Raw genomic sequence first — 25,656 nt, 5'->3', positions numbered from 1 at the left:
CACGACATGGTGTCAAACCCCGGGTGGATGCGAGCCGCTGCGCGGTCGGAGCGACTCGCGGCGTTTGTCCCGGTTGTGACGGCGGCTGCCTGCTGGCGCGGTGTCGGCCGTCCCGCCAGACTCTAGGAATGAGGTCCATCTGGAAGGGCAGCGTCTCCTTCGGCCTGGTCAGCATCGGCGTGAAGCTGTACTCGGCGACGGAGGAGAAGTCGGTCAGCTTCAACCAGGTGCGGCGCGAGGACGGCGCCCGCATCCGCTACAAGCGCGTGGCCGAGTCCGACGGCGAGGAGGTCTCGTACTCCGACATCGCGAAGGGCTACCAGCTGCCCAGCGGCGAGGTCGTGGTGCTGACCGACGAGGACTTCGCCGACCTGCCGCTGCCGAGCGCGCGCGTCGTCGACGTCCTGCAGTTCGTGCCCGCTGAGCAGATCGACCCCATCTACTACGCCAAGAGCTACTACCTCGAGCCCGAGAACAGCGCGGTCAAGCCCTACGTCCTGCTGCGCGAAGCCCTGGACGAGAGCGAGATGGTGGCGATCGTGAAGGTCGCGATCCGCAACCGCGAGCAGCTCGCGACCCTGCGGGTCCGCGACGACGTGATCGTGCTCAACACCATGATCTGGCCCGACGAGGTGCGCGCCGCCGACTTCGGCTTCCTCGACGAGGACATCGACCTGCGCCCCCAGGAGCAGCAGATGGCCCGCTCGCTCGTCGAGAGCATGGCCGGGGACTTCCAGCCCGATCAGTACACCGACGACTACCGCGCCGCCCTCGAGGCCGTCATCGAGGCCAAGGCCGAGGGCCGTGAGGTCGTCGAACCCGAGGAGCAGCAGCCCTCCAGCGGCAATGTCGTCGATCTGATGTCGGCGCTGCGGGCCTCCGTCGACGCGGCGAAGAAGGGCCGCGGCGAGACGGCGTCCGCCTCCGGCTCGTCGGCCGACGACGCCCCGGCGACGCGGGCTGCGACGAAGGCGCCGGCGAAGAAGGCCGCGAAGAAGGCCGCCAAGAAGGCGCCGGCCAAGAAGGCCGCCGCGGCGAAGACGGCGAAGCCGGCGAAGAAGGCCGCGAAGAAGGCGGCGCGCAAGACCGCGTGAATCCCGGCCGCCTCGGCGCGGACGGTGCGGTGTGCGACGCTGAACGGCGTGGCCGGTAACTCGCAGCGAAGCCCGCTGCTCACCGTCGTGCTCGTGCTGCTGGTGGCGTGGCTCGTCCTCGCCGTCCTCGGGCTGCTGATCAAGGGCCTGTTCGTCCTGTTCGTGGTCGGCGTGGTGCTGGTCGTCGCCACCCTGGGCTGGGGCGCGTTCAAGGCCGGCCGCAACTCGGGTCGTCGGTAGCGCCCGTGCCCAAGCCGCCCGCGCGCACCGTCCCCGTCGCCCGCTTCGCCGACGCCGGCCTGATCTCGTCCGAGGACGTCGACGGCCCCTGGCCCGGCACCCACGTCGAGGTCGGGGACATCCGGGTGCACCTCCGGACGACCCCTGCCACCTCCGCCGACGCCGAACCGGCCCTGTTCGTGCACGGCCTCGCCGGCTCCGCGTTGAACTGGACCGACTTCGCCGGGGCCCTGCGCGGCCGGCTCGCGATCGAGGCGCTCGACCTTCCCGGCCACGGGCTGTCCGGTCCCGCACCACGTGGCCGCTACTCGCCGCAGCTGCACGCCGACACGGTGGTGCGCTACCTGGAGCAGTCTGGCCGCGGGCCGGTGCACCTCGTCGGCAACTCGATGGGCGGCGCCGTCAGCATCCTCGTCGCCGCGCAGCGGCCCGATCTCGTCCGCACGCTCACGCTGCTCGCCCCGGCCGTCCCGGACAACCGGCTGCGCATCTACCCGCTGCGGGCCAACCCGCGCTTCGCGCTGGTGTTCGTGCCCGTGCTGGGCGAGCTCGTCACCCGGCTGTTCAACTCCCGCTACGCACCCGAGGTGCGGGCGAAGGGCACGATCGCGCTGTGCTTCGCCGACCGGTCACGGTTCCCGGCGGCGCGCATGCGCGAGCTCGTCGACGAGGTCACCGAGCGCGGCACCTCGCCGTGGGCCGAGGCCGCCGTGCTGCGCTCGATGCGCAGCCTCGCCAAGTCACAGCTGCTGGGGGGACGCGCCGGGTGGCGCACCATGCGCCGCGTCGCCGCGCCCACGCTCGTGGTGTGGGGCGACCGCGACCGGCTCGTCGCACCCGACCTCGCGCCGTACGTCGCTGCCGCCGTCCCGAACTCGCGACTGCTCGAGATGGACGACATCGGTCACACCCCGATGATGGAGGCCCCGGGGCCGACCGCGCGCGCCGTGCTCGCCTTCCTCGACGACACCGCGGTCGACGACGGTCCCGCCGACCGGGCGGCGGGGTCCTGAGAGCGCGGGCTGTCCTCCCCGGATTCGGGCGAGCCTGTGCCACCCTGGACGGGTGTCACGACCGCACGACGATCGGGGACGGACGGCGACGATGACCGCCGGGCGTCCCGACGACCGCCCCGACGACGTCGCGGTGGCCCGCGCCCACGTCCGCAACGCGCGGGCGTCCTACGGCGCGGCACCGCAGCAGGGACGGGCCGTGCCGCTCGGTGACCGGCTGCGGCTGTTCGTGCGGCGCTACGGCTGGCGGGCGTACGCCCTGCCGATCCTGTTCCTGCTCACGGTCGCCGCGCTGCTCACCACATCGACGTCGTCCTCGGGCGGCGGGCAGACGCCGGCGGCCGAGAAGCAGGCGCCGTTCACGCCCCGGCAGCAGACGCCGCCCACGGCGTCCTCGCACATCCCGCTCAAGGGCGACGACAAGGGACAGATCTCCAACGACGTGCTCAAGGCCGCCCAGCTGCCGGCCGGCGCGGCGTACACCAAGAAGGGCAACGGCTCGTTCCGCGTCCTGCCCGGCTCGATGGCCAAGGTGGGGCGCGGCACGCTGTACCGCTACAGCATCGACGTCGAGGGCGGGGTGTCCGGCGTCGACCTGGACCAGTTCGAGAGCCTGGTCGACAAGACGATGTCCGATCCGCGCAGCTGGGCCGGTCACGGCGTCGCCGTCCAGCGGGTGTCGTCCTGGAAGGGCATCGCGCAGGGGGCGAACGACTTTCACGTGACCCTCACCTCGGCGATGACGGTGCGGAAGTACTGCGGTTACGACATCCCCGTCGAGACGTCGTGCTTCCAGGGCGCCGGGAAGGTGCCGGGGTTGAGCGCAAATCGGGTCTTCTTCAACATCTCGCGCTGGGTGCGCGGCGCGCCGGCCTACCTCGGTGACCTCGACGCCTACCGCGTGTACATGATCAACCACGAGAACGGGCACGCGCTCGGCCACAACCACGCCCACGAGTGCCTCCCCGGCGGTCTCGCGCCGGTGATGATGCAGCAGACCTTCGGGCTGCGGGCGACCAAGGGCGGCACCGCCACCGGGAAGCTGTGCGCGGCCAATCCGTGGCCCTACCCCACCGGCGCCAAGGGTGCCCCGGGCTCCGAGCAGGTCGACACCGCCGAGAACAACGAGTACGGCCGCGGGGACTGACTCGCCTCCTGGCCCTTCTGGAATGCTGGAGGGGGTCGGGTCGTTGACCCGAGCGAACACCCTGCAGTCGACGTGAGGAAGAGCCGTGTCTTTGCCGCCGCTCGTGGAGCCCGCCGACGAGCTGACCGTCGACGAGGTCCGTCGGTACAGCCGTCACCTGATCATCCCGGACGTCGCGATGGACGGCCAGAAGCGCCTGAAGAACGCCAAGGTGCTGTGTGTGGGCGCGGGCGGCCTGGGCTCGCCGGCCCTGCTCTACCTCGCCGCCGCCGGTGTCGGCACGCTGGGAATCGTCGAGTTCGACGTCGTCGACGAGTCGAACCTGCAGCGTCAGGTCATCCACGGTCAGAGCGACATCGGCCGCCCGAAGGCGGAGTCCGCCGCGGAGTCGGTGCGCGAGGTCAACCCGTACGTCACCGTGAACGTGCACAACGAGCGACTCGACAACGACAACGTGCTCGAGATCTTCGGCCAGTACGACCTGATCGTCGACGGCACGGACAACTTCGCGACGCGGTACATGGTGAACGACGCGTGCGTCATCCTCGGCAAGCCCTACGTGTGGGGCTCGATCTACCGCTTCGACGGCCAGGTCAGCGTCTTCTGGGACGAGCACGGCCCGAACTACCGCGACCTCTACCCGGATCCGCCGCCGCCCGGCATGGTGCCGAGCTGCGCCGAGGGCGGCGTGCTCGGCGTCATCTGCGCCTCCATCGGGTCGGCCATGGTCAACGAGGCCATCAAGCTCATCACCGGCATCGGTGAGACGCTGCTCGGCCGCCTGCTGGTCTTCGACGCGCTCGAGGCGAGCTGGCGCGAGCTCAAGATCCGCAAGGACCCCAACGGCTACGAGATCACCGAGCTGATCGACTACGAGGCGTTCTGCGGCGTGGTCTCCGAGGCCGCACAGCAGGCGGCGTCCGGCGCGACGATCACCGCAGCCGAGCTCAAGGAGCTCCTCGACTCCGACAAGCCGACCTACCTCGTCGACGTCCGCGAGCCCGCGGAGTGGGAGATCGTGAAGATCCCCGGCGCCACGCTGATCCCGAAGGACGAGATTTTGCGCGGAAACGCGCTTTCCTCGCTCCCGCACGACCGGCAGATCGTCATGTACTGCAAGACGGGTGTCCGCTCGGCCGAGACCCTCGCCGCCGTCAAGGCGGCCGGATTCTCCGACGCCGTCCACGTGCAGGGCGGCGTGACCGCGTGGGCCAACCAGGTCGACAAGTCGCTGCCGGTCTACTGACGCCGACGTGCCCGAGCCGGGAGACTTCGCCGCGCGCGTGCTCGCGTGCGTCGAAGCTGTCCCGGCCGGGCGGGTCATGACCTACGGCGACGTCGCCGAGTACGCGGGCATCCGCTCACCCCGCTCGGTGGGGCGGGTGCTGGCGACCGACGACGGCAGCGTGCCGTGGCACCGCGTGGTGCGCGCCGACGGCTCGCTGGCCGAGCATCTGTACACCGAGCAGCGGCAGCGGCTGCTCGCCGAGGGCGTGCTCTTCCGCGGCGAGCGCGTCGACCTCGTGACCTTCCGGTGGGACGGCCGTTCCCGGTGACGATGCCCCGGGCGGGCCGCGGTCCGGTCGGTCGAGGGCTGACCGGAAACTGTCGGCGCCGCATGCTCTGATGGGCGGCGTGGACGATCCCGCCTACCGCCTGGTGCGCCCGGCCCGGCCGGCCGTGGTGCCGCCGGTGCTCGACGACGCCCAGCGCGCGGTGCTCGAGCACCCGGGCGGTCCACTGCTCGTTCTCGCCGGCCCCGGCACCGGCAAGAGCACGACCCTGGTCGAGACCGTCGCCGCCCGGGCCGCCGCGGGCGTGCCCGTCGAGCAGCTGCTCATGCTCACCTTCAGCCGTCGGGCCGCCGGCGAGCTGCGCGACCGCGTCGCCGCCCGGCTCGGGCGCACCGTGCGCGAACCGGTCGCCCGCACCCTGCACTCCTACGCCTTCGGCGTGCTGCGCATCGCCAACCGGCGCACCGGCGGCGGCGACGACCCGCTGCCGCCGCCGCGGCTGCTGTCCGGCGCCGAGCAGGACGTCATCGTGCGCGAGCTCCTGGCCGGCCGCGCGGCCGAGTCGTGGCCCGAGCCGCTGCGCCCGGCGCTGTCGACGACGGCGTTCGCCGGCGAGGTGCGCGACCTGCTCATGCGGGCCGTCGAACGCGGCCTGCTCGGGGTCGATCTCGCCGAGCTGGGGCGGCGCCGACGCCGGCCCGACTGGGTCGCGGCGGGGGAGTTCCTCACCGAGTACGAGAACGTCACCTCGCTGGCCAAGCCCGGCGCCTACGACCCGGCCGAGCTGATCCGCTCCGCCGCCAACGCGCTGCGCGCCGATCCCGACCTGCTCGCCGCCGAGCGGGCGCGGCGGCGCCGGATCTTCGTCGACGAGTACCAGGACACCGACCCCGCGCAGGCCGAGCTGCTCGCCCTGCTCGCCGACGGCAGCGACGAGCTCGTCCTCGTCGGTGATCCCGACCAGTCCATCTACGCGTTCCGCGGCGCCGACGAGTCGGCCGTCCGCGACGTGGACGAGCGCTTCGGCCGGGGTGGCACGGTGCCGACCGTGGCGCTGCGCATGTGTCGCCGGTCGGGCCCCGTGCTGGTCGCCGCGAGCCGCCGCGTGGCCGCCCGGCTGCCGGGCCGGGGCGAACAGCGGGCGCTGGTGGCGGCGGCGCGTCCGGCCGGCGCCGCGCCCGAGCGCATCGACGTGCAGCTCTTCTCCTCCGCCAGCGCCGAGGCCAACCACATCGCGGGCGTGCTGCGGCGAGCGCACCTCGACGGCCTGCCGTGGTCGCGCATGGCGGTCCTCGTGCGATCGACGTCGGGGGTGCTCGCCACGCTGCGGCGGGCGATGGTCACCGCGGGCGTGCCGGTCACCGTGCGCGACGACGACCTGCCGCTCGCCGAGCAGCCCGCCGTCGCGGTGCTGCTCGAGCTGTTGGGATGTGCCCTCGACCCCGCCCGCGTCGACGACGACACCGCCGAGCGGTTGCTGCTCGGCCCCGTCGGCCGGGCCGACGTGGTGGTGCTGCAGCGCCTGCGGCGCGCGCTCGCCCAGCTCGGCGCACCCGGGCAGGTGCCGGCGCTCGCGCCGGCCCTGCTCGACGCGCGCGAGCTGCGGCTGCTGCCCGACCGGGTGCGCTGGCCGGTCCAGCGCGTGCACGCCGCGCTCGCCGCCGGTATCACGGCGCTGCGTGCGGAAGCGAGCGTCGAGGACGTCCTGTGGGCGGTGTGGGACACCACCGGCCTGGCCCGCCGCTGGTCCGCCCGCAGTGCCGAGGGCGGCGCGGCGGGCGCCGCCGCCGACCGCGACCTCGACACCGTGGTGGCCCTCTTCGACGCCGCCGCCCGCTTCACCGACCGGTTGCCGCGGGCCGGCGTGCGCGAGTTCGTCGCCCACGTCGGCGCCCAGCAGCTCCCGGGCGACGGCTTCGGCGGGCGCACCGCCGAGCACGACGCGGTGTCGATCCTCACCGCGCACGCGGCCAAGGGGTTGGAGTGGGAACTCGTCTGCGTCGCCGGCGTGCAGGAGGGACGCTGGCCCGACCTGCGGGTGCGTGGCTCGCTGCTCGGGGTCGAGCACCTCGTCGACGTGGTGGCCGGGCGCGATGTCGGCGGTGACCCGGGCACCGCCGCGCGGTTGGCCGAGGAGCGTCGGCTGTTCTACGTCGCGGTGACCCGGGCCCGCTCGCAGCTGTCGGTCACCGCCGTCCGCGGCGAGGACGAGCAGCCCTCCCGCTTCCTCGACGAGCTCGACCCGGTCGAGGGCGAACGCCCGCTGGCCCACGCGCAGCGTCCGGTGCACCTGGCGGGGCTCGTCGCCTACCTGCGCGCCGTCGTCTGCGACGACGCCGCGCCGGGCGACGAGCGGACTGCGGCCGCCGCCGAGCTCGCCCGGCTCGCCGACGCCGGTGTACGCGGTGCCGATCCGGCCGACTGGTGGGGCCTGCTCCCGCTCTCCGACGACGGTCCGGTCGCCGATCCGGCCGCGCCGGTGCCGGTGAGCCCCTCGCGCATCGACTCGTTCCTGCGCTGCGAGCTGCGCACCCTGCTGCAGGACGTCGGCGCGAGCGACGGCCAGCAGGTCTCGGCCTCGCTCGGCACGCTGGTCCACGAGGTCGCCGCCGAGGCGCCGCCCGACGCCTCGCTCGAGCACCTGGCCGCCATGGTCGACGAGCGCTGGGGCCAGCTCGACTTCGGCGCCGCCTGGTTCGCCGACAACGAGCGCGCGCGCGCGGGGCGCATCCTCGTCCGGCTCGTCACCTGGCTGCGCGCGAGCCGCGACCGGCTGCAGCTCGTCGGCGTCGAGACGCCGTTCCAGGTCGAGGTCGGCGACGCGCTGCTCTCGGGGCGGGTCGATCGGGTCGAACGCGACGCCGAGGGCCGGCTGGTGGTCGTCGACCTCAAGACCGGCAAGACCGCGGTGAAGAAGGGCGACCTCCCGCAGCACCCGCAGCTCGCCGCCTACCAGCTCGCCGTCGAGCGCGGCGGCTTCGGCACCGACGAAGCGGCCGGCGGCGCCCTGCTGGTGCAGCTGGCGGCGAGCGGCAGGGACCCCGAGCAGTGGCAGGGCCCGCTGGCCGCCGCCGACGACCCGGCGTGGATCGAGGAGCAGGTCGCCCACGTCGCGGCGCGGCTTCGGGGCGCCGAGTTCACCGCGCGGGTCAACAGCTACTGCGGCAACTGCGATCTGCAGAAGTGCTGCCCGCTGCGCACCGGCCGGCAGGTGACGACGTGACGGCGACACACACCGGGCCGGAGGCCGGGCTCGACACCGGGCTCGACACCGCGATCGACGCCGTCGAGCTCAGCCGGCTGCTCGGCCTGCCGCACCCGCCGACGCCGGAGCAGGCCGCGGTGATCGAGTCGGGGCTCGACCCCGCGGTCGTGGTCGCCGGGGCGGGTTCGGGCAAGACCGAGACCATGGCCGCGCGTGTGGTGTGGCTGATCGCCAACCGAGTGGTGGCACCCGACGCCGTGCTGGGCCTCACCTTCACCCGCAAGGCCGCCGCCGAGCTGAGCAAGCGCATCCGACAGCGCCTCGCCCAGTGGCGCCGCGTGGTCGAGCGCGAGGTCGGCGCGTCACCGTCGGCGGACCCGGCGCTGCGCGAGCACCTGGCGGCGCTCCTCGCCGGCGAGCCCACCGTGCTCACCTACGCCGCGTACGCCGGCCGGCTGGTCACCGAATACGCGGTGCGCCTCGGTGCCGAACCGGGAGCCCGATTGATCTCGCCGGCCGTCGCCTGGCAGCTGGCCGACACCGTGTCGCGGCGGCACGCATCCCTGCCCGACGACATCGGCGCCCCGTCCAGCGTGCCGCAGTACGTGCTCTCGCTCGCCGGCCAGTTGGCCGACCACCTCACGTCGGCCGACGAGGTGGAGCGGTTCTGCGCCGACACCGTGGCCTGGTTCGACACCTTGCCGCCCGGCCCGCGCATCACCTCGCAGTACCCGGGCTCGACCGCCGGGCTGGTGTCCGCGCTGCGGCACCGGCAGGCCCTGGTCCCGCTGCTGCGCGCCTTCGCCGCGGCCAAGGCGGCGCTGCCGGCCGTCGACTTCGCCGATCAGATGACCGTCGCCGCCGCGGTCGCCCGGTTGCCCGAGGTACAGCAGTCAGAACGTGGCCGCTACCGTGCCGTGCTGCTCGACGAGTACCAGGACACCGGTCACGCGCAGGTCGAGACGTTGCGTGCGCTGTTCGGCGACGGGCATCCGGTCACTGCGGTCGGCGACCCGTTCCAGTCGATCTACGGCTGGCGCGGCGCCAGCTCGGGCACCATGCACGCCTTCCCGGCCGCCTTCCCGCAACGCGACGGCGAGCCCGCCCACGTCTTCCACCTCGCCACGAGCTTTCGCAACGACCGGGCCGTCCTCGACGCCGCGAACGCCGTCGCCGGGCCCTTGCGCACGCTGGGCGCGGCGGTGTCGGTCGAGCTCCGGGCCGCCGGGCACGCCGGTGCGGGCACCGTCGCGGTCACCCGCACCGAGACCGTCGAGGACGAGGCGACCTGGGTCGCGACCCGGTTGCGCGAGACGTGGGACGCGATGCCCGCCGGTGGGCGCACCGCGGCCGTGCTGGTGCGGCGCCGTTCGCAGATCCCGCTGCTGGCCGACGCGGTGCAGTCGGCGGGGCTGCCGGTCGAGATCGTGGGTCTCGGCGGGCTGCTCACCACACCCGAGGTCGCCGACGTCGTCGCCACGCTGCGGGTGCTGGTCCACCACGACGCGGGCACCGCGCTCGCCCGCCTGCTCACCGGTGCGCGCTGGCGCATCGGTCCTCGCGACCTCGCCGCCCTCAACCGTCGGGCGCGGCTGTTGAGCCGCCCGGATCCCGGCACGCGGGCAGCGGCCGTGCAGGGCGACCTGTTCGGCGCCGTGCCCGACGATTCGTCCGACGACGTGCCCGACGACGACGTGCCCCCGGTGCCGCAGCTCGAACCGGTCGGCATCGTCGAGGCCCTGGACGATCTCGGCCCGGCCGACGCCTACTCGGCCGAGGGACACCGCCGCCTCACCGCCCTCGCCGAGGAGCTGCGCCGGCTGCGGGCCCGCGTCGCCGGCCCGCTGCCCGATCTCGTCGCCGACGTCGAACGCACCATCGGCGTCGACGTCGAGGTCGCGGCGCGGCCCGACCGGCGCCAGGTCCTGCGTGCGCACCTCGACCGGCTGCTCGACGAGGCGGCCGACTTCGCGAACGAGGCCGACGAGGTCACCCTGACCGCGTTCCTCGCCTATCTCGCCGCGGCCGAGGAGGAGGAGCACGGGCTGGCGGCCGGTGAGGTCGTGGTCGAGTCCGAGCGGGTGCAGGTGCTCACCGTCCACGGGGCGAAGGGCCTCGAGTGGGACGTCGTCGCCGTCCCCGGTCTCGCCGATTCGATCTTCCCGGCCGAGCCACGCGCCATCGACTGGACCAAGACCCGTCAGGAGCTCCCGATCCCGTTGCGGGGCGACCGGCGGGACCTGCCCCCGCTGGAGCTGCGCACCGCCGAGACCCGCAAGGACGTCCGCGATCTCGTCGATGAGCACCACCACGGGCTGCGTGAACGGCATGCGCTCGAGGAGCGGCGGCTGGCCTACGTCGCGTTCACGCGGGCGCGGCACGTGCTGCTCGCCGCCACCTACGCCTGGGACGCGACCCAGGGCGAGCGGGTGCCGTCGGCGTTCGTGCAGGAGCTTCGCCCGCTCGCCGAGGTCGACGGCTGGTTCGAGGCCGACCCCGCGGCGGTGAACCCGCTGATCGCCGAGCCGCGTACCTCGCAGTGGCCGCTGGACCCCCTCGGCCCCTACCCCGGTGACCGCGGCGCGGGGCGCCGGGCGTCGGTCGCCGCGGGCGCGGGACTGGTCGACGCGGCGCGTCGCGGCGAACTGGCCGTCGCCGCGCACCCGGACGGGGTCGCGGCCGAGTGGCACGAGGACGTCGACCGGTTACTGCGCGAACGGGCCGCGCTCGCCCGTGGCGGGACGGTCGACGTCGCGCTGCCCGAGCAGTTATCGGTGTCGCAGCTGGTGGAGCTGCGCGCCGATCCCGACGACCTCGCCCGTCGCCTGCACCGCCCGTTGCCGCGCCCGCCGGCGCCGCTGGCCCGGCGGGGCACGGCGTTCCACACCTGGCTGGAGCAGCGTTGGGACCACCAGAGCCTGCTCGACATCGACGAGCTGCCCGGCGCGGCCGACGAGGGCAGCGACGACACCGACTTCGTCGAGCTGCGCGATCGCTTCGAGGCCAGTCGGTGGGCCGACCGCACGCCCGCGCACGTCGAGGTGCCCTTCGAGATGGCGCTCGACGGTTGCGTCGTGCGCGGTCGGATGGACGCGGTCTTCCGCTCCGACGACCCGGCGGACGACCCGGCGGCCGACGGGCCCGGCTCGTGGATCGTGGTCGACTGGAAGACCGGTCACCGTCCGAGCGGAGCGGCTGCCGCGGCGGCCGCCGTGCAGCTCGCCGCGTACCGGCTCGCCTGGGCGCGGCTGCGCGGCATTCCCGACGACGAGATCGCTCGGGTGCGCGCGGCCTTCCACTACGTGCGCGACGACGTCACCGTCGAACCGTCCGCGCTGCTGGACGCCGACGGTTTGCGGGCGCTGCTGCGAGGGGCGTGACGCGACGCGAGGCGTGGCCGGATCGGGTCAGAGCGGGACGAGCTCGCTGATCTGCCAGCGGTCGTGCGAGCGGACGGCGGTGATGCGCACCTGGGCCGCGGAGACCGAGCTCTGCTGGTCGCTGGCCCGGGTGCTGCGCTGATCGAGGAAGACGAGCAGCTGGGCGGTCCGGTCGCGCAGGTCGGTCACGCCGGCGGTGGACACGCGGGCGACGAAGGTGAGCTGTTGGCCGGGCGCGAGCTTGCGCAGAGCGGTGAACAGCTGCTGGTACTGCGCGGGGGCGTCGCCGGTCAGCCAGCGCTTCGCCGCCGCCTGCGCGACCTGCGGACGGCGGTAGTCGTAGCTCAGCACCTCGTTCAGACCGGTGCTCACCTGGGCGACGACGGCGCTCGTCGTGCCGCGGTCGACGAGGGCGGCGTTGCGGGCGGCCGGCTCGTCGTCGAGGCCGTGGGCTCGGACGAGGAACACCACGCCGACGACGACCAGGGCGGCGGCGAGCGCGAGCAGCGCCGTGGGGAGGACACGCGGCCGGGTCGGTGTGGTGGTCGTCGACTCGCCCCCGGTGTCGGCGGTGGTGTCGGTGGGGACGGGGTCGCGGGTCACTGCGGCTGCACCTCCACCAGGGCGAGGTCGGCGAGCTTGTACCCGTCGCCGACGCGGCGCAGTTCCGCGCGGAACCGGTTGCGGGTCGTGGTCGCCTTGCCCGAGACGGGGGTGCGCTTGACGTTGACCGACGCGATGACCGTGGCCGTGCCCCTGCCGGGGTCGAGCTTGGTGACGGCGGCGGCGAGCACGGTCGCCGAGGTCACCATCTTGGCCTGGGCGAGCAGCGTGGTGGCGGACTTCCGCGAATCGGTGAACTGGGAGTGCAGGGCGCCTGCGGAGACGGCGAGCCAGTTGCGCAGCGCGACGTCGGGGTGACGGTAGTCGGCGGTGTTGACGGTGGCGATCGCGAGCCGCGCGTCGACGGCCACCTCGTCGCGGGCGTGGGCGGTGGTGCGGTCGGCGTCGTGACCGGCTCGCCACCACACGACCGCCGCGACGACGGCGAAGACCAGCGCAGTGGCCAGCAGCGCCGCGCAGGCCGCGGTCGCCCGGGACGGCCGACGCAACCGTCGCGCTCGGGCGGGCGCGCGGTCGCCGCGCTCGGGTCGATCGGCCCCGGACGCCAGCACCGGCGGGTCGGTGTCGGTGTCGGCGGTGGCGGTGTCGGTAGCGACGGCGGGCGACGTGGCCGTGCTGCCGGGCTCGACAGTGTCGGTCGTGGCTGTGTCGGTCGTGGGTGTGTCGGTCGTGGGTGTGTCGGTCGCCGCAGCGGTCGCGTCGTCGCTCGTGTCGTCGGGGGTGGCGCGGTGGGCGCGCAGCAGCCGCGCGGTGCTCGCGGCGATGCCGACGCGGGTGTCGTCCGGGGGTGTCATCGTCTCGCTGTCCTCGTCGGCCGTGGACCGGGTCGTGGGCATCATCGGCCTCCGGGGGCGTTCCGGCTACCCCGCACGACCTGGTCCGATCCGGCGGCGCGGCAGCCGGCCCGCAGGTTGAGCGCGGGGTTGCCGGTGGTGTCGAGGCCGGTGCGCGGGGTGGTGCCGCCGTAGCCGGCGGTGCAGGGCAGCGGGTCGAAGAAGGTCGGGACGAGACCGACGTTGATGCCGTTCGGGGTGATCACCGAACCGCCGGCGGTGACCGCGACCGGGAGCTTGACCAGCAGCTCGCGCAGCCCGTCCTTGTTGGCGAGGAAGACCTGCGAGGTGGTCAGCAGGTTGCTGAGCAACCCGTGGGCCGAGCCCTTGATGTCGTCGATCAGGGCGTTGGCCTGCGCCAGCGAGGACTGCGCCCGGCCGAGCACGGTACGGATGTCACCGTCGGAACGGCGCAGCTGCGCGCCGATCCGGGCGAGGTTCGCGCCGAACGTCTTGATCGACTGCGACTCGCGCTGTTGCGAGGCCAGCACGGTCTTCGACGTCGTGATCAGGTCGATCGTCTGCGGCAATGCGTGGTCGGCGGCGCCGAAGAACTGCTTGCTGGTGGTGATGAGCGACTGCAGGTCCTGCCCCGAGCCCTGGGTGGCGAGGTAGAGCTCGTCCACGACGGTCTGCAGCGAGCCGAGCGGGACGGAGCGGGCGAAGCGGTCGGTGCTGAGCAGGACGTCCTCGACCGGCGGCGGCAGCGCGGTGTCGCGGGCGTGGATGACGCTGCCGTCGCGCAGGTACGGGCCGGTCTGGCGGCGGGGCCGCAGGTCGAGGTACTGCTCGCCGATGACGGACCGGTTGGCCACGACTGCCTCGACGTCGGCGGGGATGTCGTCGTCGGCGGTGATGTCGGCGTCGACCTGGATGCCGGTGCGGGTCAGCCGCATGTCGCCGACGCGCCCCACGGCCACGCCGCGGTAGGTGATCTCGGCGTTGCTGAAGATGCCGCCGGCGGCCGGCAGGTCGACGCGCACCGTGTAGCCGGCCGCGCCGACCCAGCGCGCGACCCCCACGTAGCGCACGCCGAGGTAGGCCACGCCGATCACGGCGATCACCGCGAACGCGAGCACCTGGAACTTGGTGGTGCGGGCCAGCATCAGTCACCGCCTCCGTCCGCGGCGTCGCTCGTCGTACCGGCCGAGGTGGACCCGGACGCCGAGCCGGACCCCGATCCGGACGCCGAGCCGGAACCCGATTTCGATCCGGACGCCGAACCTGACCCGGACCCCGATCCGGACGAACCGCCGGAGCCCGATCGCGACGACGTCCCGGTGGATCGCCGCGCCGACGAACCGGATCGTGACGTCGCGGCACTGCCCGGCGTCGTGCGCTCGGGGGTGAGCGTGAGCGTCGCCGGCAGCCCCGAGGCCGCCGAGCTCGTGGCCGGCAGCAGCCCCGCCGGGGTCGCGACCTGCGCTGGTCCCGACCCGGGCAGCCGGGTGGCCGCCGCGGGCCGGTAGACGCTGCCCCCCGGCGTGCGCAGCGAGACGGTGGCGTAGCCGTTGAGGTAGTCGCCCTTGATGCCGGCGAGCGCGCCGTCGCTGAACGGGTAGGTGACGAGCACCTGCAGCGACTTCGGCAGCGCGGCGCCCGCGTCGGCGAGGTGGCGCAGGATCGGCGCCAGCGCCTTCAGATCGGCGATGATGTCGTCCTTGCTGGCGTCGAGCGTCGCCGTCGTCACGCGCGACAACCGGTTCAACGCGGTCAGCGCGGTGGTCAGCTGCCGGCGCTGCGCGGCGAGGACGTCGATGCCGGGGGCGAGCGAGCGCAGCACGGTGCGGATGCGCGCGTCCTGCGAGCGCAGCGAGTCCGAGAGCGTGGCCAGCGCGTCGAGGGCGCGGGTGATCGACGACGAGCGCTGTTCCAGCTGCCCGACGACGCGTTGCACGCTGCCGAAGAACGTGCGGATCTGCTGCTCGTGCCCACCGGCGAAGGCGTTCAGCTCGCGGCTGATGTCGTTGAGCTGACCGATGCCGCCACCGTTGAGCAGCAGCGACAGCGCGCCGAAGACCTGCTCGATCTCGACGCCGTTGGTGGTGCGGGCGACGGGGACGGTGTCGCCGTCGCGCAGCCGCCCGGTGGCCGCGGCGGTGAGCGGAGCGGCCAGCGCGATGTACTTCTCGCCGAGCAGGCTCGTCTGCTGCACCGAGGCGATGGCGTTGGCGGGCAACCGCACCGAGCCGTTGAGCTCGACGCCCACCTCGGCGATCTTGCCGGTGCGGTCGAGGTCGATGGAGCTGACCCGTCCGACCGGCACGTCGTTGACGCGCACGCCGGCCTGCGGGACGAGGTCGCGGGCGTCGGCGAGCTGGACGGTCACCGTGTACGGGTGGTCGCCGACGTCGGCCCCGCCGGGCAGCGGCGCGTCGTAGAGACCGTTACCGAGACCGCAGCCGCTCAGCGTGACGAGCAGGGCCACGCCGCCGAGCGCGGCGGTTCCCCGGCGCCGGCCGCTCATCGCGATCCCCCCGACGTGTTCGGCGGCAGCAGCCCGGCGGGCGGGGTCGTGCCGCCGGAGCCACCCGCGTCGGCCGCGCCGGAACCGGTCAGCGACGACGTGGCCGCGGTGTTCGCGCTCGTCCCGCCCGATGCCCACACGGTCAGCTCGTTGAGGTCGGCGCGCCCGCGCAGCGTGTTCGTCCTCGGGTCGTAGGCGTTGAGGAAGTTCTGCAGCAGCACCGGCGCGGTGCGCAGCGCCTTGGCCAGCGAGCTGCGCTGCGCGGCGAGCGAGCCCGCGACGGTGCGCAGCCGGCCGACGTTCTCGCGCAGGGCCGCCCGGTTGTCGCGCACGAAGTCCTGGACGAGCGCGAGCGCGGTGCCGAGCTCGCGCAGCGCCTGCCCGAAGGTCTCGCGGTCGTCGGAGAGCGTCTGGCTCACCGCGGCGAGATTGCGGTTGGCGCTGCCGAGCTGGGCGTCGTGATCCTTCAGCGTCGTGGTGAAGCGGGCGAGCCGGTCGATGCTGGCGAAGATGTCGGTGCGGGCGGCGCCGAGGGTGCGGCCGGACTCGCTCAGCCGGCGGATCGTGCCGTTCAACGTCGCTCCGTTGCCGCCCAGGTTCGCCGCCCCCACGTCGAGCAGCCGCGCCAGCGAGCCGGTGGCGTTGGCGCCTTTCGGGCCCAGCGCGTCGGTCAGGCTCGTCAGGTTGCGGGCGAGCTCGTCGAGCTCCACCGGGGTGCGCGTGCGGGCGAGCGGGATGGTGGCGCCGTCGCGCAGCCGTGGGCCGCCGTCGTAGGCCCCGGTGAGCTGCACGTACCGGTCGCTGACGAGGTTGGGCGAGATGATGACCGCGTAGGTGTCGGCCCGTACGACGCGGTCGGGGTCGAGCTCCATCGCGACGGTCACGTACCGGCCGTGCGGGGTGACGGACTCGACGGTGCCGACGGGCACGCCGAGGACGCGAACGTCCGAACCGGGGTAGACGCCGACCGACGACGTGAAACGGGCGCGGAACTCGAGGCCGTCGCGGTGCGTGCGCCACCACCAGGTGCCGGCGAGCACGCCGAGCACGACGGCGGCGACGAGCACGAGCCCGAGCGTGCGGCGGGCACCGGTGGCCGGCGGAGCGGGTTCGACGGTCATGTCAGCTCCCCGTCCCGGGCCGGCAGTTGCGCTTGGCGTTGGCGTCCAGGATGGGTGCGCCGGACTTCGTGAACAGCCCGCACAGGTAGACGTCCACCCATCGGCCGCTGCCCGTCGCGTCGGTGAGCATCGAGTAGTACGGGCCGATCGCCCGCAGCGCCGCGTCGAGGTTGCGCTTGTTGCCGGTCAGGATCGTGGTGACCTTGGACAGCTGCGCCAGCGCGGGAGCCAGGGCGGCCTGGTTGTCGCGGACGAACCCGGACAGCTGCCGGGCGAGATCGCGGGTGCCGGTGAGCAGCCCGCTGATGGCCTGGCTGCGCTGCCGCAGCTCCTGCAGCAGCAGGCTGCCGTCGCCGATGAGGGCGGCGATATTGCGGTCGCTGCGGGCCAGCGAACCGGTGACCTCGCTGGCGTTGGCGGCGAGGCGGCGCAGCTGCTCGTCGCGCGAGGCGATCGTCTTCGACAACCGCGACAGCCCGGTCAGCGCCGTGTGCACCGAGCGGGGCGTGTTCTGGAAGGCGGACGAGAGCGTGTCGAAACCGCGGGCCAGCTGCGCGGTGTCGATGCCGCCGGTGGTGCGGGCGAGCCCGCTCAGCGCGGCACTGACGTCGAGGGGAGTGGTGGTGCGGGCGACCGGGATGGGCGTGGCCTCGGCCAGCGCGTGGCTGCCCTGCGGGTCGAGGGCCACGTACTCCTCGCCCAGCAGGGTCTTGATGCGGATGGCCGCGGTGCTGCGATCGCCGAGCCAGGCGTCCTTGACCGTGAACTCGACGCGGACGTGGCGGCGGACGAGGTCGATGTCCTCGACCTCGCCGACCTTGACCCCGGCCACCCGGACGTCGTCGCCGCTCTTGAGCCCGCCGGCGTCACGGAAGTTGGCGGCATAGGTGTCGCCGCTGCCGACGAGGGGCAGGTGGTCGGCGTTCAGGCCCGCGACGACGACCGCGACGAGCGCGGTGAGGCCGACGACGGCCACCGCGATCGGGTTGCGCTCGCTGAAGGCCTTCATGCGCCGCACCGTGCGGTCTTCGGGTTGACGCCGACGAGACCGGCGGGGTTCGGCGCTCCACCGTTGACCGCGGTGTTGACGATCGTCGGGTAGGGGGAGACGCCCGGCGGCGCCGGGTACTGCGTGGTGGCGACGTTGCCGTACCCGGCCGGGACCGGGATGCGGCCGCCCACCGAGCACAAATAGAAGTTCAGCCACGAGCCGTAGGACGCCGTTCGGCCGATGGTGACGAGCTTGGTGGGCAGCCGCTCCAGGAATGAGTTCAGCGCCCCCGACGACCCGGCGAGGTTGGCCGACAGCGCGCCGAGTGACCGGATCGAGGCCTTGAGCGGGGCGCGACCCTGGTCGAGGAGGTCGGCGACGTCGCTCGTCAGCCCCGACAGGCCGGTCACGGCCGAGCCCAGGGAGCGGCGGTCGGCGCTGAGCCCGGACACCAGGCGCCGCAGCGACGCGATGAGCGTGCTGAGCTGGTCGCCCCGCCCGTTGACGGCGGCCAGCACGGCGTTGAGATTGGTGACCACCTTGCCGATCACGGCGTCCTTGTCGGCGATGGTGTTGGTGAGAGCGCCGGCCTGCGCGAGCAGGTTGTCGATGGTCGGCCCCTCGCCCTGAAAGACCGCGATGATCTCGGCCGACAGCTTGTTGATCTGCGCCGGCTGCAACGCGCGGAACAGCGGCTGGAAGCCGTTGAACAGCACGGTGAGGTCGAGTGCGTTGCGGGTACGCGCGAGCGGGATCGTGGCGCCGTCGGTCAGGGGTTGCGTGAGCGACCCGGCGCCCTGGTCGAGTGCGACGTAGCGCTGGCCGATCAGGTTGCGGTAGCGGATCGACGCGGTGACGGTGGGCGCGAGGGCCCGGTCGGCGGGCAGCGAGAACGACACGACGGCCTCGCGCCGGTTCCGGATCGAGATGGAACGCACCTGCCCGATGCGCACCCCCGCCATCCGGACGTCGTCGCCGGTGTTGAGCGAGGTGACGTCACTGAAGACGGCACGGTAGGTACGGCCGCCCCCGGTGTCGCCGTTGGTGATGGTGAGCGCGAGCAGCGTCGTGGCCAGCACGGTGACGACGACGAACACCAGGCTCTTGACGATCGGTCCGGTCAGGCTCTTCATCGCAGCGTCACCTGCGTTCCGCGCAGCGCCGGGCCGAGGGCGAGGCTGGCCCAGCGGGGGTACTGCGCCGGGGCGAGGCCGGCCGTCGGGGCCACGAGCTCGGCGATGAGCCGGTTCTCCTGGGGCGAGTTCGCGCTGCCCATGCCGGCGACCTTCGGGTCCACGCGCTGCGCGGTGGTGTCGGCTCCGGTCACGCCGGGCAGGTCGGCCAGGGCCGTGCTCGCCAGCGAGGTGGCCGGCGTGTACGGGCAGCGCGGCCCGGTGTCGGCGCCGTAGCGCGGCGCGTCGCCGGCGCGGTAGGCCTTGCTCGGCGGGACGACGCGCAGCGTGACCTTGGCCCCGGGACGCGAGCTGCCGGCGCCGAACGCCTTGTCGGCCCTCGGCACGAAGGCGGTGAGCGCCCGGCTGAGGCAGGGGAACTCGCTGGCGTAGTGCGCGGTGACGCGCAAAGGCGAGCGACCGTTGCGCGAGAGCCCGATGATCTGCTGCTGGTTGGTGCCGACGAACTCGCCGTAGGTGCGTCCGGTGGCGGTGAGCGAGGCGAGCAGGTCGCCGTAGTGGCGCCGCTGGTCGACGAGGGTGCGGCTGGTCGTGGTCATGGCCTCCAGCCCGCGCAGGATGTCCGGTGCCGCGGTGCGGTAGGTGTCGGCCACGGACGCGAGCCGGTCGAGGTCCTCGGCGAGGCGCGGGACGTGCGGCGCGAGGCCGTCGAGGTAGTGGCCCACCACCTGCAGCGTCTGGCCCAGCTCGGCGCCGCGCCCACGCAGCGCCGCCGCGACCTCACCCAGCGTCGCGGCCAGCTTCTCGGGCTGGACGGCGCGCAGCACCGGCAGCAGGTCGGCGAAGAGCCGTTCGAGCTCGACGGTGTGGGGGGAGGTGTCCTGGCGCACGGTGTCGCCGCCGCGCAGGTGGCCCTGCGGCGTGGCGGGCAGCGCCAGGTTGACGTAGCGCTCGCCGAACAGCGTCTTCGGCAGCAGCTGCACGGTGACGTTGGCCGGCAGCGAGCGCGCCTTGTCGGGGTCGAGCTGCATCGCGATCCGCGCGCCGTCGCCGTCGGTGGTGACGTCGCTGACCTGCCCGACGAGCACGCCGCGCACCTTGACGTCCGACCCGTCCTGCAGCGAGCTGCCGATGCTGCTGGTGCGCGCCGCCACGTCGACCGAGTCGGTGAAGCGATGTTGGAAGAACGCGATCGACAGCAGTACGAGCGCGACGATGACGAGCAGGTAGACGAGCCCGATGAGCGCGTCGCGGGCGCGGACGCTCATCCGGCCACTCGCACGGTGGTCGTCGAACCCCAGATGGCCAGCGAGAGGAAGAAGTCGAGCAGGCTCACGCTGACGATGGACAGCCGCACCGCGCGGCCGACCGCCTGGCCGACGCCGGCGGGCCCACCGGAGGCGGTGAAGCCGTAGTAGCAGTGCACGAGCACGACGAGCACCGAGAAGATGAGCACCTTGAGGAAGGACAGCAGGATGTCGCCGGGGGGCAGGAACAGGAAGAAGTAGTGGTCGTACGTGCCGGCGGACTGGCCGTAGAAGTACACCGTGACGACCCGACTGCCGAGGTAGGAGATCAGCAGGCCGATCACGTAGAGCGGGATGACCGCGACGAAGCCGGCGATGACGCGGCAGGTGACGAGGAAGGGCACGCTGCGCACGGCCATGACCTCGAGGGCGTCGATCTCCTCGGAGATGCGCATCGAGCCGAGCTGCGCGGTGAACCCGCACCCCACCGTGGCGGCGAGGGCCAGCGCGGCCACCAGCGGCGCGATCTCGCGGGTGTTGAAGTAGGCGCTGAGGAAGCCGGTCAGCGGCGCGGTGCCGACCGCGTCGAGGGCGGTGTAGCCCTGCAGGCCGACGACGGCGCCGGTGAACAGGCTCAGCGTCACCATCACGCCGATCGTCCCGCCGATGACCGCGAGGGCGCCGGAGCCGAAGGTGACCGATCCGAGCAGCCGGACGACCTCGCGCGGGTAGCGCACGAGGGCCTGCGGCACGTATCCGAGCGCGCGCACGTGGAACCGCAGCTGCGCGCCGAGTCCGGCCAGGCTGTCGACCGGGCGGGTGACGACGGCCGGGGCGCTTCGCGCGGGCGGCCGAGCGGGGTCGGTCGGCGGTGGTGGCGGCGGCGCGGCCGACGCGGGCGGCGCGAGCTGGTCGGTCACCGGGTCACCCGACCTTCGGCGGGACGAGCTGCAGGTACACCGTCGTGATGACGAGGTTGACCAGGAACAGCAGGATGAAGGTGATGACGACCGACTCGTTCACCGCGTCGCCCACGCCCTTCGGGCCGGGCCGTGGGTGCAGCCCGCGGTAGGACGCCACCACGGCGGCGAGGAAGCCGAAGATGACCGCCTTGAGCTCGCCGACGAGCAGGTCGGACAGCTGCGCGAGGGCCGAGAAGCTCGCCAGGTAGGCGCCGGGCGTGCCGCCCTGCACCAGCACGTTGAAGACGTAGCCGCCGACGATGCCGACGACCGAGACCATGCCGTTGAGCAGGACGGCGACGAGCACCGAGGCCCAGACGCGCGGCACGACCAGGCGCTGCACCGGCGAGATGCCGAGCACCGCCATGGCGTCGATCTCCTCGCGGATGGTGCGTGCGCCGAGGTCGGCGCAGATCGCGGTGCCGGCGGCGCCGGAGATGAGCAGTGCGGTGACGATCGGGCTCGCCTGCTGGACGACGGCGAGCACCGCGGCCGAGCCGGTGAACGACTGCGCCCCGATCTGCACGGTGAGCGTGCCGAGCTGCAGCGCGATGACCGCACCGAACGGGATGGCGACGAGGGCGGCCGGGAGGATCGAGACGCTCGCGACGAACCAGAACTGCTCGACGAACTCGCGCCACTGGAAACGACGGGAGAACGTCAACCGCAGGACGTCGAGGCCGAGCGCGAACGCCGAGCCGACGAGGATGAAGCCACGCGCCACCCGGCCGTGCTGCACGGGCCAGGGGATGGGTGGGACCGCGTCGGGGTCGTCGGGCCGGTGCTGTTCCCCGGCGAGCAGCGTGTCGGTCACGAGGCGGCCGCCGTGCGACGCTGCGCCTGTTCGGCCTCGTGCGCGGCGGTGACGGCGGCCCGGGTATGCTCCGGCAGCGTGTGCCAGCCCTCGCCGAGCCGGTGCCGGTGGCGGGCGAGCCCGCGCCGCTCGGGCAGCCCCGGGGTGGGTTCGAGCTGGGGTACGAGTCCACGCACCTCGTCCTCGCCCGGGTCGAGGTGACGCTCGGCGTCGAGCAGGGCCTGGTCCTTCTCCTCGGCCATGCCGATGGGGCCGGTGCGCCGGCCGTTGAGGAACTGCCCGATCACCGGCTCGTCGCTGGTCAGCAGCACCTCGCGGGGGCCGAACATCACGAGCTCGCGCCGGAAGAGCATGCCGAGGTTGTCCGGCAGCGTGCGGGCCAGGCTGATGTTGTGGGTGACGACGAGGATCGTGGCGTCGGTCTGTGCGTTGAGATCCATCAGCAGCTGGCCCAGCAGCGCGGTGCGCACGGGGTCGAGCCCGCTGTCGGGCTCGTCGCACAGGATGATCTCGGGATCGAGGACGAGCGCGCGGGCGAGGCCGGCACGCTTGCGCATGCCGCCGGAGATCTCGCCCGGCAGCTTGCGCTCGGTGCCGACGAGCCCGACCATCGCGAGCTTCTCCATGACGATGGAGCGGATCTCGGCCTCGGTCTTGCGGGTGTGCTCGCGCAGCGGGAAGGCGACGTTGTCGTAGACGGGTAGCGAGCCGAAGAGCGCGCCGTCCTGGAAGAGCACCCCGAACTGGCGGCGGGTGCGCAGCAGCGTCTTCTCGTCGGCCGAGACGGTGTCGACGCCGTCGACCAGGCAGCGGCCGCCCTCGGGCCGGATCAGCCCGATCAGGCTCTTGAGGAACACCGACTTGCCCGTGCCCGACGGCCCCAGCAGCGCGCTGATCTCGCCGGCGGGCAGCGTGAGGCTGACGTTGTGCCAGATGTTCTGGCGCCCGAACGACTTGGACAGCGCCTCGACCCGGACCTCGACGCCCACGCACACCTCCCCCTGGCGAACGGGTGCGAACCGGCCGTGCGCACCGACGATCGCCCGACCGAAAAGTGACCTGGGTCGCATCCGGCCGGGCGCGGCGGAACGTTACCCAGACATTTCGCATCGCACAAGAGTTGGTGGTCAGCGGCACCGCAGTCGTGATACAACCTCAATCCTTGTGATCTCGGTGAGTAATCCCGGCTCACCCGGACGGGGAGGTGTCACCACGACCGCGATTCGTTGTGCCGTCAACGACGACGGGCCGGTGCTCCCACGGCTGTGGCTCGAGACCGCGGCCGAGGCGCTGCCCGACATCGCGCGCGACATCGCCGCGCGGGTCCGGGCCGAGATCGGCGAGTACGCGAGCGACCCGACCGGCGTCATCTCCGCCGAGACCCAACAGGCGGTGCGGCAGTCGCTCGGCATGTTCATGCGCTCGATCGCCTCGGGCACGCCGCTGCCGACGCAGGGGGTCGAGACCTTCCGCCGCCTCGGCCGGCACGAGGCCCGGGCCGGGCGCAGCCACGACACGTTGCAGAGTGCGTACCGCATCGCCTCACAGGTCGTGATGCAGCGGCTGTTGACGTGGGAGCACGAGCAGGGCGTGCCCCGTGACGTGATGGCCTCGCTGTCGTCGTCGGTCTTCGGCTTCATCGACGAGCTCGCCCGACTCTCGGCCGAGGGGTACGCGCAGGAGCGGGAAGCCCTCGTCGACCACGCGCAGGCGCGGGCCGAGCTGCTGGCCATGCTGGTGCACCGTGACGGCTACAGCCGTCGCCAGCTCGCCGACGCCGCTGGTCGCGCCGCCTGGCCGCTGCCGGCCACCGTGACGGTGATCGAGATCTGCGGTGGCGACGACCGGGTGGCCACGTTGTTCGGCGCGGGTGCGCTGGCCGCGCCGCTCGCCGAGCGGCACGTGGCGATCGTGCCCGGCCCGCTCGACGTCACGATGCTGCGCGCCCGCGCGGCCGCGGGGCACGGCGACCCGCTCTTCGCGGTGAGCCCGACGGTGCCGCTCGCCGAGGTCGGCTCCGCGGCTCGGCTGGCGCACCGGCTGCGATTGCGCCACGACGCCCGCGAGCGCGCCTGCGATCACGTGGTGACGTGCGACGACCTGCTGATCGAGCTGCTGCTCGACTCCGGGCGCGAGGCCGCTCGCGCGCTGGCGTCCTCACGTCTCACGCCGCTGCTGCCGCTCTCGCCGGCGAAGCGGGTCAAGTACGGCAGGCTGCTCTCGGCCTGGCTGGAATTCGGAACACTCAACGCCGAGGAGCCCGGTGTGCTCGACAAGCACCGTCAGACCCTGCGCTACCAGTGCACGCAGCTGGAGAAGATGTTCGGCGACGCCCTGCACGAGCGCACCGCGCGCCTCGAACTGATGCTTGCGCTGCGCGCCGCGCTCCCGCTGTGGGAGCGGCAGGCGGCGAGCGCAGCGCGCACCGGCAACAGCGGCGGCAATGCCTCGGCCGGGGCGGCGAGTCGATGAGGCGCCGCCTCGGCCGCCGCGCCGTCGGCGCGGTCGTCCTGCTCGCGGCGTGCGGCGTCGCGGTCAGCGCGGACGCCCGTCCCGACGGCTTGGCCGGCGGTGCACCTGCCAGCAGGATCGCGGCCGCCGCGCCGGCCGACACGGTCGCGGCGCCTGCTGCCGGTGCCCGCTACGGCATCCCGCCGTTGCCGGTGTACGAGTCCGCCGCGCCGAACGACGTGAAGCAGCCCTACGTGGGGCGGGTGGGCAGCGCCGCGGCCACGACCGCGCGATCGAAGGTGACCGTGGCCGTGCGCGACGCGGTGATGTTCGCGCACATCAAGGCGTGCCTCGTGCTCCCCCTCGGGGGTGGTCTGACGATTCAGACCTGCTGCCCGGATCCCATCGACACGTCCACCTGCCCCAAGGACGACATCGAACATCCCCCCGCGACGTCGGCGGACGACCTCGGTTCCGTCACCTGGACGGGGGCGACCGGTCAGGTCTGGGTCTCGTCCCCACGCGGCGCGCCACTGCGTTACGGCACATTCCCGCCGACCCGGGTGCGGCTGCTGGCCTTCGGCTCGGTGCCCGTCACGGCCACCGTCCACCTCACCCAGCCGAAGGGTCGGGGTGGCACCGTCGCGCCGTTGACGTTGCGTCTCGTGGCGGAGTCGTCCCTATTGCCCGCAGGCACGAGGATCGAGGGCTATCCGGTGCCTGCGCCCGCGGCCGATCTCGCCTTCGTCCAGACGGTCACGCTCTCCGGTGTGGTGGACGTCCGCATCAGCGACGTGGCCGTCGACGGGGTCCCGCTGCGGGTAGGAGATCGCTGCCATACCGCCACGCCGGCACGGCTGGCGGGCGCAGACCCGACCGGTTTCTTCGCCAACGACGCGGACCCGGACTCGCTGGTCGGTCGTCCGGGTGGATTCCAACCGCTGAACGCGACGCAGGACGGCGCGAACCGCACCGGCCGGCTGGCTGCCAACCTGGCCATCCCCGCGTTCACCGGGTGTCGCGACGGCGCGCGATCGCTGGACCCGTTGATGACCGCGTTGGCCTCCGGCTCGCGCAATCCGGTGACGCTGCGGCTGGCGACCGCTTTCTACCAGTGCGACAACCCCTACCGTCCGCTCGACTGCCCGGCCTACCCGGTCAAGCGGATGCAGCCGGCCACGCAGCCGGCGCAGCGCACTTCGTTACGGCACGCCGCGTCAGCCGATCTCCCGTTGACCGCCGCTCAGCGGGATCGGCTGCGGCGGGCGGTGCGTGGGTTGCCGCCAGCCGTACGCCGCAACGCGGTTGAGTCGATGTCGCCGGCGCTCGCGCGCCTCGTGACGGGTGGGACGCGATGATCGTCGAGCGCGGGTTCTCGTGCGCTGCGCACGAACTCGTCGGCGTGAATCGTTCCGTACGC

21 protein-coding genes are annotated in these 25,656 nt (G+C 73.3%); 10 read left to right on the top strand and 11 right to left on the bottom strand.

Features of this window, described 5'->3' with window-relative positions; genetic code table 11:
* The first annotated feature begins 128 nt into the window (after positions 1 to 128).
* The 8 genes from ku (at position 129) to BUE29_RS04965 (ending at position 11,593) form a co-directional block, all read left to right on the top strand.
* Positions 129 to 1,094 (top strand): non-homologous end joining protein Ku, encoded by a 966-nt coding sequence (ku, locus tag BUE29_RS05000; RefSeq protein ID WP_073386514.1) that lies wholly within the window; start codon positions 129 to 131, stop codon positions 1,092 to 1,094.
* A gap of 48 nt (positions 1,095 to 1,142) precedes the next feature.
* Entirely contained in the window at positions 1,143 to 1,334 is a 192-nt protein-coding gene (locus BUE29_RS22345) for a hypothetical protein (protein WP_073386513.1), read from the top strand.
* 5 nt (positions 1,335 to 1,339) lie between these two features.
* Complete coding sequence (locus BUE29_RS04990) at positions 1,340 to 2,347, top strand: alpha/beta fold hydrolase (RefSeq protein WP_084180692.1); 1,008 nt, start codon at positions 1,340 to 1,342, stop codon at positions 2,345 to 2,347.
* Positions 2,348 to 2,438: 91 nt separating this feature from the next.
* Positions 2,439 to 3,494: a DUF3152 domain-containing protein gene (locus tag BUE29_RS04985; protein WP_073386512.1), complete on the top strand. Its 1,056-nt coding sequence runs from the start codon at positions 2,439 to 2,441 to the stop codon at positions 3,492 to 3,494.
* Positions 3,495 to 3,579: 85 nt separating this feature from the next.
* Entirely contained in the window at positions 3,580 to 4,740 is a 1,161-nt protein-coding gene (gene moeZ / locus BUE29_RS04980; RefSeq protein WP_073386511.1) for an adenylyltransferase/sulfurtransferase MoeZ, read from the top strand.
* Positions 4,741 to 4,747: 7 nt separating this feature from the next.
* The gene (locus BUE29_RS04975) at positions 4,748 to 5,050 is read left to right on the top strand and encodes an MGMT family protein (protein ID WP_073386510.1); all 303 of its coding nucleotides are present in this window, start codon (positions 4,748 to 4,750) and stop codon (positions 5,048 to 5,050) included.
* Between the two features lie 79 nt (positions 5,051 to 5,129).
* Entirely contained in the window at positions 5,130 to 8,231 is a 3,102-nt protein-coding gene (locus BUE29_RS04970) for an ATP-dependent helicase (protein ID WP_073387148.1), read from the top strand.
* On the top strand, positions 8,228 to 11,593 hold the full coding sequence (locus tag BUE29_RS04965) for an ATP-dependent helicase (RefSeq protein ID WP_234971353.1): 3,366 nt from the start codon (positions 8,228 to 8,230) through the stop codon (positions 11,591 to 11,593). Before BUE29_RS04970 ends, BUE29_RS04965 begins: the two co-directional genes overlap by 4 nt.
* A 27-nt stretch (positions 11,594 to 11,620) precedes the next feature.
* Here BUE29_RS04965 and BUE29_RS04960 read toward each other — a convergent pair whose 3' ends face one another.
* The 11 genes from BUE29_RS04960 to BUE29_RS21825 all read right to left on the bottom strand — a co-directional run bounded on the left by BUE29_RS04960 (position 11,621) and on the right by BUE29_RS21825 (position 22,774).
* The gene (locus BUE29_RS04960) at positions 11,621 to 12,196 is read right to left on the bottom strand and encodes a hypothetical protein (protein WP_073386509.1); all 576 of its coding nucleotides are present in this window, start codon (positions 12,194 to 12,196) and stop codon (positions 11,621 to 11,623) included.
* Positions 12,193 to 13,053, bottom strand: coding sequence for a hypothetical protein (locus tag BUE29_RS21310; protein WP_084180691.1), 861 nt, complete (start codon positions 13,051 to 13,053; stop codon positions 12,193 to 12,195). Before BUE29_RS21310 ends, BUE29_RS04960 begins: the two co-directional genes overlap by 4 nt.
* The gene (locus BUE29_RS04950; protein WP_073386508.1) at positions 13,053 to 14,156 is read right to left on the bottom strand and encodes an MCE family protein; all 1,104 of its coding nucleotides are present in this window, start codon (positions 14,154 to 14,156) and stop codon (positions 13,053 to 13,055) included. Before BUE29_RS04950 ends, BUE29_RS21310 begins: the two co-directional genes overlap by 1 nt.
* Positions 14,156 to 15,517 (bottom strand): MCE family protein, encoded by a 1,362-nt coding sequence (locus tag BUE29_RS04945; protein WP_084180755.1) that lies wholly within the window; start codon positions 15,515 to 15,517, stop codon positions 14,156 to 14,158. The genes BUE29_RS04950 and BUE29_RS04945 overlap by 1 nt, the downstream gene beginning before the upstream one ends.
* A complete protein-coding gene (locus BUE29_RS04940) occupies positions 15,514 to 16,638 on the bottom strand; it encodes an MCE family protein (RefSeq protein ID WP_073386502.1) in 1,125 nt (374 codons plus the stop codon). The genes BUE29_RS04945 and BUE29_RS04940 overlap by 4 nt, the downstream gene beginning before the upstream one ends.
* 1 nt (position 16,639) lies before the next feature.
* Positions 16,640 to 17,647 (bottom strand): MCE family protein, encoded by a 1,008-nt coding sequence (locus BUE29_RS04935; RefSeq protein WP_073387142.1) that lies wholly within the window; start codon positions 17,645 to 17,647, stop codon positions 16,640 to 16,642.
* Positions 17,644 to 18,762 carry an MCE family protein gene (locus tag BUE29_RS04930; protein WP_073386500.1) on the bottom strand — a complete coding sequence of 373 codons (1,119 nt, stop codon included), beginning with the start codon at positions 18,760 to 18,762 and terminating at the stop codon, positions 17,644 to 17,646. The genes BUE29_RS04935 and BUE29_RS04930 overlap by 4 nt, the downstream gene beginning before the upstream one ends.
* Positions 18,759 to 20,030: an MCE family protein gene (locus BUE29_RS04925; protein WP_073386497.1), complete on the bottom strand. Its 1,272-nt coding sequence runs from the start codon at positions 20,028 to 20,030 to the stop codon at positions 18,759 to 18,761. Before BUE29_RS04925 ends, BUE29_RS04930 begins: the two co-directional genes overlap by 4 nt.
* Entirely contained in the window at positions 20,027 to 20,812 is a 786-nt protein-coding gene (locus BUE29_RS04920; RefSeq protein ID WP_073387139.1) for an MlaE family ABC transporter permease, read from the bottom strand. Before BUE29_RS04920 ends, BUE29_RS04925 begins: the two co-directional genes overlap by 4 nt.
* A 121-nt stretch (positions 20,813 to 20,933) precedes the next feature.
* A complete protein-coding gene (locus tag BUE29_RS21830; RefSeq protein WP_073387136.1) occupies positions 20,934 to 21,722 on the bottom strand; it encodes an MlaE family ABC transporter permease in 789 nt (262 codons plus the stop codon).
* Between the two features lie 59 nt (positions 21,723 to 21,781).
* A complete protein-coding gene (locus BUE29_RS21825; RefSeq protein WP_143167978.1) occupies positions 21,782 to 22,774 on the bottom strand; it encodes an ABC transporter ATP-binding protein in 993 nt (330 codons plus the stop codon).
* Between the two features lie 262 nt (positions 22,775 to 23,036).
* Here BUE29_RS21825 and BUE29_RS04905 point away from each other — a divergent pair, with 262 nt between their 5' ends.
* On the top strand, positions 23,037 to 24,257 hold the full coding sequence (locus BUE29_RS04905; RefSeq protein ID WP_073386495.1) for an RsbRD N-terminal domain-containing protein: 1,221 nt from the start codon (positions 23,037 to 23,039) through the stop codon (positions 24,255 to 24,257).
* Positions 24,254 to 25,594, top strand: a complete 1,341-nt coding sequence (locus tag BUE29_RS04900) for a hypothetical protein (RefSeq protein ID WP_143167977.1) — start codon at positions 24,254 to 24,256, stop codon at positions 25,592 to 25,594. The genes BUE29_RS04905 and BUE29_RS04900 overlap by 4 nt, the downstream gene beginning before the upstream one ends.
* Positions 25,595 to 25,656 lie beyond the last annotated feature (62 nt).

The sequence above is a fragment of the Jatrophihabitans endophyticus genome (assembly GCF_900129455.1).
Taxonomy (GTDB): Bacteria; Actinomycetota; Actinomycetes; order Mycobacteriales; family Jatrophihabitantaceae; genus Jatrophihabitans; species Jatrophihabitans endophyticus.
Note: the sequence above shows the minus strand (reverse complement) of the source record. Positions and strands in the feature narration are given on the sequence as shown.

Excerpts from the sequence above, each read along its gene's own strand:
- BUE29_RS04900 (WP_143167977.1), top strand. The coding sequence starts at position 24,254 with ATGAGGCGCCGCCTCGGCCGCCGCGCCGTCGGCGCGGTCGTCCTGCTC.
- BUE29_RS04985 (WP_073386512.1), top strand. The coding sequence starts at position 2,439 with ATGACCGCCGGGCGTCCCGACGACCGCCCCGACGACGTCGCGGTGGCC.
- BUE29_RS04950 (WP_073386508.1), bottom strand. The coding sequence starts at position 14,156 with ATGCTGGCCCGCACCACCAAGTTCCAGGTGCTCGCGTTCGCGGTGATC.
- BUE29_RS04940 (WP_073386502.1), bottom strand. The coding sequence starts at position 16,638 with ATGACCGTCGAACCCGCTCCGCCGGCCACCGGTGCCCGCCGCACGCTC.
- BUE29_RS04945 (WP_084180755.1), bottom strand. The coding sequence starts at position 15,517 with ATGAGCGGCCGGCGCCGGGGAACCGCCGCGCTCGGCGGCGTGGCCCTG.
- ku (WP_073386514.1), top strand. The coding sequence starts at position 129 with ATGAGGTCCATCTGGAAGGGCAGCGTCTCCTTCGGCCTGGTCAGCATC.
- BUE29_RS04930 (WP_073386500.1), bottom strand. The coding sequence starts at position 18,762 with ATGAAGAGCCTGACCGGACCGATCGTCAAGAGCCTGGTGTTCGTCGTC.
- BUE29_RS21310 (WP_084180691.1), bottom strand. The coding sequence starts at position 13,053 with ATGCCCACGACCCGGTCCACGGCCGACGAGGACAGCGAGACGATGACA.
- BUE29_RS04935 (WP_073387142.1), bottom strand. The coding sequence starts at position 17,647 with ATGAAGGCCTTCAGCGAGCGCAACCCGATCGCGGTGGCCGTCGTCGGC.
- BUE29_RS04925 (WP_073386497.1), bottom strand. The coding sequence starts at position 20,030 with ATGAGCGTCCGCGCCCGCGACGCGCTCATCGGGCTCGTCTACCTGCTC.